Raw genomic sequence first — 8,008 nt, 5'->3', positions numbered from 1 at the left:
GCTCGCCGCGCCCGGCGTCCTCGCGATCGCCGTCGGCGCCGGTCTCGTCGTCGGCGCGCTCACGTCGCTCGGCCAGACCCTGCTCGGCGGCACCTGGTTCGCCGGTCTCGCCAACGCCGTGAGCCCGTGGCTGGTCGCGTCCTTCCTCGTCGGCGCCCTGGCGCGACGGGGCTGGGTCGCGGCGCTCGCGGGCCTGGTCGCCTGCGCGGCCGAGGTCGCCGGGTACTACCTGGTCGCCGACCTGCGGGGGTTCGCGGTCGGGGCGTCGTCCGTCGCGGTGTGGGTCGTCGCGGGCGTCGTCGGCGGGCCGGTGTTCGGCTGGGCCGGGCGGCTGTGGCGGACCGGCACGGGCCGGTGGCGCGGGCTCGACCCGGCGCTGCTCGTGGGGTGCTGGCTGGCCGAGGCGGTCGTGACGTACGCCGTCGCACTGCGGTACTGGGGGGACGCCGCGGTGTTCACGGCGGTGGCGGCGCTGCTCGTGCCGGCGCTGGGCCGGGTCGGTGCGCAGACCCGGGACCTGCTGCGCTGGCTGCCCGCCGCGGCTGCCGTGGGCGCGGCCGGGTTCGCGGCGGTGCACCTGGTGCTCGCGTGACCCGGGTGGAGCGTCCTGCCCGGCACGCACCGGCGTGCCCGGCAGAACGCCCCACCCGGGGCCCGTCAGAGGGGGGCCGGTCAGCCCTCGCCGAGGAGGACCCGCGCCACGTCGGCGTCCAGCCCCGCGCGGACCGCCGCCCGGGCCGACGCGGCGTCCGGCGCGGCGAGCGCCGCCTCGGCCAGCGACCGGCACGCGTCCAGGGTCAGCGACCGCAGCGCGTACCGGGCGGCGGGCACCCGGCCGGCCGCCATCGACAGGCTGGTGATGCCGAGGCCCGCGAGCACGAGCGCCATCAGCGGGTCGGAGGCCGACTCGCCGCACACCCCCACGGGCTTGCCCGCGCGCACGCCGGCCGCCGCGGTGGCCGCCACCAGGGAGAGCACGGCCGGCTGCCACGGGTCCAGCAGGTCGGCGAGCTCGCCGCGCAGCCGGTCGGCGGCCATCGTGTACTGCGCGAGGTCGTTGGTCCCCAGGGACACGAAGTCGACCTCGGCCAGGATCGCGTCGGCGAGCAGCGCGGCCGCGGGGACCTCGACCATGACGCCGACCCTGACGATGCCCACCTCGCGCGCGGCCGACGCGAACGCCCGCGCCTCCGCGGGGGTCGCGATCATCGGGGCCATCACCCACACGTCGGCCTGCCGCTCGGCGGGCAGCGCGCGGACCGCCGCGCCGAGCGCCTCGAGCTGCCGGGAGACGATGCCCGGCAGCGACCGGACCAGCCGGTAGCCCCGGACGCCGAGCGCCGGGTTCTCCTCGTCGGCCTGGGTGGCGAACGCCAGCGGCTTGTCGGCGCCGGCGTCGAGCGTGCGGATGACGACCTTGCGGCCGGCGTACGCCGCGATCACCTCGGCGTAGGCCGCGGTCTGGTCCGCGACGGCGGGCTCGTTGCGGGCGTCGAGGAACAGCACCTCGGTGCGGAACAGGCCGACCCCCTCGGTGCCCGGCGCGGCGGCGCGGGCGTCGGCGGGGGTGCCGACGTTGGCGAGCAGCGGGACCGGGTGACCGTCCGCGGTCGCACCCGGGCCGGCCACGGCCGCGACCAGGCGCTCGTCGTCGGCGCGGCGGGCCACCCGCTCGGCGGCCTCTGCCGACGGCGACACCTCGACGGTGCCGGCCGCGGCGTCCACCAGGACGGGTGTGCCCGCGGCGAGCGTCGTGGCGCCCGCGACGCGCACCACGCACGGCAGGCCGAGCTGGCCCGCGACGATCGCGGTGTGGCTGGTGGGTCCGCCGAGCTCGGTGACGATCGCGGCGACCTTCGACAAGTCGAGCGCCGCGGTGTCGGCGGGCGACAGGTCCTCCGCGACGACGACGGCCGGGGCGTCGAGCGCGGCCAGGCCGGGCTCCGGGACGCCGAGCAGCCGGGCGACCGCGCGGTGCCGGACGCTGCGCAGGTCGGTGGCCCGCTCGGCGAGGTCGCCGCCGGCGGCGGTGAACACCGCGGCGAAGCCCTCGACGGCCTGGTCCACCGCGGTGGCCGGGCCGGTGCCGGCGTGCACCAGGCGGGCGGCCTCCGCGGCGAGCGCCGGGTCGCCGGCCATCGTGGCGGCGGCCTGGAGCATCTGCTGCAGGTCGGGGTTCGCGGTCGCGGCGGCGCGGGCCCGCAGGTCGTCGCCGACCTCGGCGAGCACGCCGCGGACCCGGGCCTCGGCCTCGGCCGGGTCGGCCGGGGCGGGCTCGTCGGCGGGGACGGCGGGCGGGGCGGCGACCCGGGCGACGGGGGCCAGCGCGACGCCGCGCCCCACGCCGATCCCGGCGAGCACGGTGCCGGCGGCGAGGGTCCCGGCCGGGGACGCGTCGACGGTGGTCACGCCTGCTCCACCAGGTCCAGGTCGCTCTCCAGCAGAGCGGCGAGCTCGTCCAGCAGCGACTCGGCGTCGTCGGACGAGGAGCTCAGCTCGACCTCGTCGCCGTGCTGCAGGCGCAGGCCCATGACCGACAGGATGCTGGAGGCGTCCACGCCGGGCTCGCCCTCGCGGCCGATGAGGACGGGGTGGCCGCCCTCGGCGGCCTTGCGGGTGACCAGCGACGCCGGCCGGGCGTGCAGGCCGGTGGCGGTGGCGACTCGTGCTCGACGTCGAGGCATCGTGACTTCCCTTCTCGTCGCACCGGCCGGCGTCGGACGGCGCGCCAGGGCAACAAAAAAGACCTGAGGCCTGGCGACGCATCGCCGGTGCCTCAGGTCTTGCCTGAACCGCTCAGTAACAACCCTGGTGCCGTCAGTTGTACGGGGGCGGCGGGCGCGGCGTCAAACGCCCCGGCCCGCCGCCCCCCGCCCGGCAGGCCCGGGTCACCCCACGAAGATGCAGAACGGGTGGCCCGCCGGGTCCGCGAGCACGAACAGGGGCTCGTCGGGGTCGTCGCGGCGGTCGAGGAGCAGGCGCGCGCCGAGGGCCTCCGCCCGCGCCCGCTGCGCGTCCAGGGTCGCGGTGTCGGGCACAGTCATGTCCAGGTGCAGCTGCTGCGGCACCGCGGCGTCCGGCCACGTGGGCGGCGTGATCTGCGGCACCTTCTGGAACGCCAGCGGCCACAGGTCGTCGCCGCGCAGCACCAGCCAGTCGTCCCCCTGCGGGTCCGGCTCCCCGGGCGCGGGCGGCTCGTCGCCCGGGCGGTAGGACATGCCCAGCAGCTCGCGGTAGAACTCGGCCAGCCCGCGCGGGTCGGTGGTGTCCAGCACGGTCTGCACGACCCGGGGCCGTACGGGGCCGGGGGCGGTCGCGTCCGTCATGTCGGCTCTCCTCGCGGGACCGGCGGGCGCCCCGCCGGCACCCGCGCCGGTCCCATGATGGTGCCGCCCGCCCGGACCCGCGACGGCGGGCTCCCCGGCGGCGGTAGAGTGCGTCAGCGCACGACGTCCCCGCCCGGCTCGCCCCTTGGGCGCGCGGGCAGACCTCTCACAGGGAGCACCCACAGGTGACCACCCCCCGCCCCGCCGCGGTCATCGTCCTCGCCGCAGGCGAGGGCACGCGGATGCGATCCGCCACCCCCAAGGTCCTGCACACCCTCGCGGGCCGGTCGATGCTCGGGCACGCGCTCGCGGCCGCCCAGGCCCTCGAGCCGCGGCGCACCGCGGTGGTGGTCCGGCACGAGCGCGAGGCCGTCGCGGCCCACGCCCGCGAGCTGATGCCGCAGGTGCTCGTGGCCGACCAGGACGACGTCCCCGGCACCGGCCGCGCCGTGCAGTGCGCGCTGTCCGTGCTGGACGCCGCCGCGCAGGCCGAGGCGGCCTCGGCCGGCGACGGCCCCGGCGAGCCCGGCTCCGTGTCCGGCGTGCTGGTGGAGGGCCCGGTCGTGGTGCTCGCCGGCGACATCCCGCTGCTCGACGGCGAGACCCTGGGCGAGCTGCTCGCCGCGCACGCCGCCGACGGCAACGCGGTCACGGTGCTGACCACCGAGGTCGCCGACCCCACGGGCTACGGCCGCATCCTGCGCGCCGGCCCGGACGCGCCGGACGCCGGCGACGTCCTCGGCATCGTCGAGGAGAAGGACGCGACCGACGCCCAGCGCGCGATCACCGAGATCAACTCCTCGGTCTACGTCTTCGACGCCGCCGTGCTGCGCGGCGCGTTCGGCCGGCTCGGCCGCGACAACGCGCAGGGCGAGGTCTACCTGACCGACGTGCTGGCGATCGCCCGCGGCGACGGCGGCCGGGTGCGGGCCCTGCGCACCGACGACCCGGTGCTCGTCGAGGGCGTCAACGACCGCGCCCAGCTCGCGGTGCTCCGCGCCGAGCTCAACCGCCGGGTGCTCGACGGCTGGATGCGCGCCGGCGTGACCGTGGTGGACCCCGCGACCACCTGGGTCGACGTCGACGTCGACCTCGCCCAGGACGTGACGCTGCTGCCCGGCACCCAGCTGCTCGGCGCCACCTCGGTCGCGACCGGCGCCACGATCGGCCCGGACACCACGCTCCAGGACGTCGAGGTGCACGCCCGCGCCACGGTCGTCCGCACCCACGGCTCGCTGGCGGTGATCGGCGAGGACGCCACCGTCGGCCCGTTCGCCTACCTGCGCCCCGGCACCGTGCTCGGCGAGCGCGGCAAGATCGGCACGTTCGTGGAGACCAAGAACGCCGAGATCGGCGCCGGCTCGAAGGTGCCGCACCTGTCCTACGTGGGCGACGCGACGATCGGCGTCGAGACGAACATCGGGGCCGCCTCGGTGTTCGTCAACTACGACGGCGTCCGCAAGCACCGCACGACCATCGGCTCGTACGCCCGGACCGGCTCGGACAACATGTTCGTCGCCCCGGTGGCGGTCGGCGACGGCGCCTACACCGGCGCCGGCAGCGTGATCCGGCACGACGTCCCGCCGGGCGCGCTCGCCGTGAGCGCCGGCGCCCAGCGCAACATCGAGGGCTGGGTCGCGCGCTCCCGCCCCGGCACGCCCGCGGCGGACGCGGCCGCCCGCGCCCGCGGCGACGACGCCGAGCTCTCGCCGCAGGCCCGCGCCGAGCGCGAGCGGGCCGGCCAGGCCGCCGGCCCCGCCGCCGGTGTGCACCGCACGCCACCCCCGACCCTGCCGGACCACCCGGTCCCGCTGCCCGACGCCCAGCCCAGCACGGAGGACACCGCACGATGACCGGGATCGTCTCGCAGGACGGTGAGAAGCGGCTCGTCCTCGTCTCGGGGCGCGCGCACCCCGAGCTCGCCGCCGCCGTGGCCAAGAGCCTCGACATCGACCTCCTGCCCACCACGGCGTACGACTTCGCGAACGGCGAGATCTACGTGCGGTTCGCGGAGTCCGTCCGCGGCGCCGACGTGTTCGTGCTGCAGAGCCACGCCGCACCGATCAACCAGTGGCTGATGGAGCAGTTCCTCATGGTCGACGCGCTCAAGCGCGCCTCGGCCAAGACCATCACCGTGATCGCGCCGTTCTACGGCTACGCGCGGCAGGACAAGAAGCACCGCGGGCGCGAGCCGATCTCGGCCCGCCTCATGGCGGACCTGTTCAAGACCGCGGGCGCCGACCGCCTCATGAGCGTCGACCTGCACGCCGCGCAGATCCAGGGCTTCTTCGACGGCCCGGTCGACCACCTGTGGGCCATGCCGATCCTCACCGAGTACGTGCGGACGCGCGTCGACGTGCAGAACGTCACCGTCGTGTCCCCGGACGCCGGCCGCATCCGCGTGGCCGAGCTGTGGGCGCAGAAGCTCGGCGGCGGCCCGCTGGCCTTCGTGCACAAGTCCCGCGACATCCGGCAGCCGAACAAGACCGTCGCCAACCGCGTCGTCGGCGACGTCGAGGGCCGCACCTGCGTGCTGGTCGACGACCTGATCGACACCGCCGGCACCATCACGGGCGCCGTCCGGGTCCTCAAGGAGGCCGGCGCCAAGGACGTCATCGTCGCGGCGACCCACGGCGTGCTGTCCGACCCGGCGACCGACCGGCTGCAGCAGTGCGGTGCCCGCGAGGTGATCATCACCGACACGCTGCCCATCCCGGACGAGCGCCGGTTCGACGGCCTCACGGTGCTGTCCATCGCGCCGCTCATCGCGCGCGCCATCCGCGAGGTGTTCGACGACGGCTCGGTGACCAGCCTGTTCGACGGCCAGTCCTGACCCCGCCGCGCGGCGGGTGACGCCGCGCGCACGCCCGAGGCCCGCTCGCCCACGCCGGGGGAGCGGGCCTCGGCGCGTCCGGGGCGGGCGGGGGCGCCGCGGGCGGTGCCGGTCCGGTTTCGTCCGCGGCGCGCCCCCGGGTAACATGGAGCAGTTGCCTCGGCGAGGGATGTCGGACGGTCACCGGAGAGACCCGGGTCCGCCGGTCCGTGATCGACAGGGTGGAACGCCTCCGCGTGCCCGTCCCGCGCCCCGCGTCGAGGCCACCGCCGCCATCGCCCTTCTCTGCGCCCCAGGAGTCACCGTGTCCGAGATCAAGCTCGCCGCCACCGCCCGCACCGAGTTCGGCAAGGGCGCCGCGCGCCGCCTGCGCCGTGCCCACCAGATCCCCGCCGTCCTGTACGGGCACGGCACCGAGCCGGTCCACGTCGCCCTGCCGGGCCACGAGACGATGCTCGCGGTCAAGGGCGCGGCGAACGCGCTGTTCGAGATCGAGCTCGACGGCAAGCCGGTCCTGGCCCTCGCCAAGGACGTCCAGCGCGACCCGGTCAAGAACGTCATCGAGCACGTCGACCTGCTGATCGTCCGCCGCGGCGAGAAGGTCACCGTCGAGGTCCCCGTGACGGTCGTGGGCGAGTCGGCCCCCGGCACCATCCACATCGTCGAGACCCAGACGCTGACCCTCGAGGCCGAGGCCACGCACCTGCCCGAGCACGTCGAGGTCTCCATCGAGGGCCTCGAGGCCGGCACCGCGCTGACCGCCGGCGAGCTGACCCTGCCGCAGGGCTCCGTGCTCGAGGGCGACGCCGAGCAGGTCATCGTGACCGTCACGGTCCCGAGCGTCTCCGCCGAGGACCGCGCCGCCGACGAGGCCGAGGCCGAGGCCGCTGCCGCGGAGTGACCCGCCCGGCGCGCCCCGTGCGCGCCGACCGCGTCGAGACGCCCGGTACCGTGAGGTGCCGGGCGTCCGGCGTTCCATGAGGTGGACGACGGAGGGAGTGGCGCCGCGATGAGCGACGTCTGGCTGGTGGTCGGGCTCGGGAACCCCGGGCCGCAGTACGCCGGTAACCGGCACAACGTCGGGCAGATGGTGCTCGACGAGCTGGCGCGGCGCGCGCAGGCGTCGTTCGGGTCGAAGGGCGGCGTGCTGTCCCGGCGTCCGCAGGCCGCGACCGCGGAGGCCCGGATCGGCACCCTCCCCGGCGGCGCCCCCGGCCCGCGCGCGGTGCTCGCGAAGCCGGCCACGTACATGAACACCTCCGGCGGGCCGGTCGCCGCGCTCGCCCGGTACTACGACGTGCCGCCCGAGCGCGTGATCATGGTGCACGACGAGCTCGACATCCCGTTCGGGGAGATCAAGCTGAAGATCGGTGGCGGCGAGGGCGGGCACAACGGCCTGCGGGACACCACCAAGGCGCTCGGCACCAAGGACTACCTGCGGGTGCGCGTCGGCATCGGCCGGCCCCCGGGGCGGATGGACGCGGCCGACTTCGTGCTGCGGGACTTCGCCAAGCCGGAGCTCAAGGAGCTGCCGCTGCTGCTGGACGACGCGGCCGACGCCGTCGAGCTGCTGGTGACCGAGGGCTTGGAGCGCGCGCAGCTGCGGTTCCACACCCGCACCGCGTAGCGCCGCCGACGCCGCACGTTGAGAGGCCGCCACCCCGCCGGGGGTGGCGGCCTCTCGCGCGTCCGGGGGCGGGGGCGGCGCCGAGGGGGTACCCGACACGTCGAGCGAGTAGTCGCCGGCTACTCGCTCGACGTGTCGCGTACCCCCTGGGCGAGGGCGGCCCGCGGGTGCGGGCGCGGGCGCGGGTGCCGGCGCGGTGCCCCCGGCGACCGGGCGCGGGTG

At 76.6% G+C, this 8,008-nt stretch carries 8 protein-coding genes; 5 read left to right on the top strand and 3 right to left on the bottom strand.

What is annotated here, in order from left to right; translation table 11 throughout:
* Positions 1 to 592 (top strand): DUF6518 family protein (locus FA014_RS20155; RefSeq protein WP_230323271.1); only part of this gene is annotated, 592 nt, incomplete at its 5' end.
* An 80-nt stretch (positions 593 to 672) separates the two neighbouring features.
* On the opposite strand, the gene ptsP is transcribed toward FA014_RS20155, so the two are convergent.
* The 3 genes from ptsP to FA014_RS16255 form a co-directional block, all read right to left on the bottom strand.
* Positions 673 to 2,409 (bottom strand): phosphoenolpyruvate--protein phosphotransferase, encoded by a 1,737-nt coding sequence (gene ptsP / locus FA014_RS16265; RefSeq protein WP_230323270.1) that lies wholly within the window; start codon positions 2,407 to 2,409, stop codon positions 673 to 675.
* A complete protein-coding gene (locus FA014_RS16260; RefSeq protein WP_154730691.1) occupies positions 2,406 to 2,684 on the bottom strand; it encodes an HPr family phosphocarrier protein in 279 nt (92 codons plus the stop codon). The genes ptsP and FA014_RS16260 overlap by 4 nt, the downstream gene beginning before the upstream one ends.
* 204 nt (positions 2,685 to 2,888) lie before the next feature.
* Positions 2,889 to 3,326, bottom strand: a complete 438-nt coding sequence (locus tag FA014_RS16255; RefSeq protein WP_154730690.1) for a VOC family protein — start codon at positions 3,324 to 3,326, stop codon at positions 2,889 to 2,891.
* A gap of 185 nt (positions 3,327 to 3,511) precedes the next feature.
* On the opposite strand from FA014_RS16255, the gene glmU reads away from it, so the two are divergent.
* From glmU to pth, 4 genes are all read left to right on the top strand, one after another.
* Positions 3,512 to 5,179, top strand: a complete 1,668-nt coding sequence (gene glmU / locus FA014_RS16250) for a bifunctional UDP-N-acetylglucosamine diphosphorylase/glucosamine-1-phosphate N-acetyltransferase GlmU (protein WP_154730689.1) — start codon at positions 3,512 to 3,514, stop codon at positions 5,177 to 5,179.
* Entirely contained in the window at positions 5,176 to 6,159 is a 984-nt protein-coding gene (locus FA014_RS16245) for a ribose-phosphate diphosphokinase (RefSeq protein ID WP_154730688.1), read from the top strand. Before glmU ends, FA014_RS16245 begins: the two co-directional genes overlap by 4 nt.
* 304 nt (positions 6,160 to 6,463) lie before the next feature.
* Positions 6,464 to 7,060 carry a 50S ribosomal protein L25/general stress protein Ctc gene (locus tag FA014_RS16240; RefSeq protein WP_154730687.1) on the top strand — a complete coding sequence of 199 codons (597 nt, stop codon included), beginning with the start codon at positions 6,464 to 6,466 and terminating at the stop codon, positions 7,058 to 7,060.
* 108 nt (positions 7,061 to 7,168) lie between these two features.
* Positions 7,169 to 7,786 (top strand): aminoacyl-tRNA hydrolase, encoded by a 618-nt coding sequence (gene pth / locus FA014_RS16235; RefSeq protein ID WP_154730686.1) that lies wholly within the window; start codon positions 7,169 to 7,171, stop codon positions 7,784 to 7,786.
* The last annotated feature ends 222 nt before the right edge of the window (positions 7,787 to 8,008 follow it).

Source organism: Cellulomonas hominis (assembly GCF_005239125.1).
In the GTDB taxonomy this organism is placed as follows: Bacteria; Actinomycetota; Actinomycetes; order Actinomycetales; family Cellulomonadaceae; genus Cellulomonas; species Cellulomonas hominis_A.
The sequence above is the reverse complement of the archived record's forward strand: the minus strand, read 5'-3'. Positions and strand labels throughout refer to the sequence as shown.